This is a genomic window from Deltaproteobacteria bacterium GWA2_45_12 (assembly GCA_001797365.1).
Lineage (GTDB): Bacteria > UBA10199 > UBA10199 > UBA10199 > UBA10199 > UBA10199.
Genome location: MGPH01000010.1, coordinates 1 through 1,576, shown reverse-complemented (window position 1 = coordinate 1,576; position 1,576 = coordinate 1). Strand labels below are relative to the sequence as shown.

Sequence of the window (1,576 nt, the reverse complement as noted above, 5' to 3'; positions counted from 1 at the left end):
AAAGACCCAATGATTATAAGGATTATCTTTCTCCAAGTCATTAGACCCAATTTAACACAACTTTAGAATTACTGACAATGGCACATTAAACTAAGCCTCGTAAAAAGACGGGGGAAAAGGAAGCCCCGCCTTTCGGCGGGACTTCTTGTAAAAAGTGCGGCTCCCTAATAATATTGAGAGAGCGGGTTAGATTGTACCAAAAAGTGGCCTATTTGTCAACGTTTCGCCCTCTTGAGATAATGACCTGAACTGTATCCCCATGAGAAACAAAAAGTTTTCATTCTACATATTTACCTTCGTCACCGCTGTCCTCATCCTCTCAAGCCTTTCTAAGGCCTATAATTTCGAATTTGGCGCTCTTAAAATGCAGGCGGTGAATACTTTTAAATCCCCCGTCGCCTCGGCCGGAAAAGAATTAGCAAATGTCACTTCCCTAAATATCCTCAAAGAATCAAGCGGCGTGATTCCCGCCTTTAAAAATCTCATCGGAAAAATATTGGGAAGCGAAAATAAAGCCTCCGCCCGACCTTTAAGAAAAGAGGTCTTTGGTTTTCTCCCTTTTTGGACATTAGACAAAAAGATCCATTTCCGTTATGAACTTCTCTCAACAATCGCTTACTTCGGCGTTGACATTAACAGCGAAGGAGAATTTATAAAGGAAAGGGACAACGGAAAGACGGATGGCGCTTGGGCCGGATGGATTAGTGATGACTTCACGCAAGTTATCAATCAAGCCAAAAAATATAAAACGAAGATTCTGCTGACCATTAAAGGTTTCGACAACGAAACAATTGAAAAACTACTGAATTGCTCCAAGTGCCGGAGTAACCTCGTCAACGGTGCTCTTAAAGAAATCAAGAACCGTAAAGCTGACGGGGTCAACCTCGATTTCGAATATGTGGGCACTCCAGATGACGATCTCGTTTTCCGCTTTACCCAACTCGTTAAGGATTTTGTTGACGTCTTTCACGACGAAATACCCGGAAGCTACGTTAGTGTCTCAACCTACGCCAAGTCTGCCGCCGATAAAAAACTGCATGATATTAAAAGGCTCTCAGCCATCACCGATAGTTTCTTTATAATGGGCTACGATTTTTTCCGCCCGGTTTCAACTTATGCCGGACCGGTCGCCCCTCTGGGCGGCGCGGAGAAATATGGCTACGACCTGAAAACGACGGTGGCCGATTATCTAAAACTCGCTCCGGCCAACAAGTTAATCCTCGGCCTGCCCTATTACGGGTACGATTGGCCGGTCGAGAAAAATGAACCAAATGCTAAAACGCTCGAGGGGTCAGACGAGACAGGCTACGCTAACATGAGCTCTTACGTCAACAGTCAATACGATCCTCTTAACGATAATAAAGCCAGGAGTTGGGATAGCGACGCCCAAGTTCCTTTCTACAGCTGGTTTGATAAAGATCATAAAGTTTGGCGGCAGGCTTACTACGAAGATGTGAGATCTTTGGGACTAAAATACGACTTTATCAAAGAGAAAAATCTACGGGGCGTGGGGATTTGGGTCCTCGGCTACGACGGCTCCTATCCGGAGCTTTGGGATTTATTGGAAGAAAAATTC

The 1,576-nt window shown here is 44.6% G+C and carries 1 protein-coding gene; it reads left to right on the top strand.

Features of this window, described 5'->3' with window-relative positions; all coding sequences use genetic code 11:
- Nucleotides 1-259: 259 nt before the first annotated feature.
- A partial coding sequence (locus A2048_10280) for a hypothetical protein (GenBank protein OGP10527.1) occupies nucleotides 260-1,576 on the top strand: 1,317 nt, incomplete at its 3' end.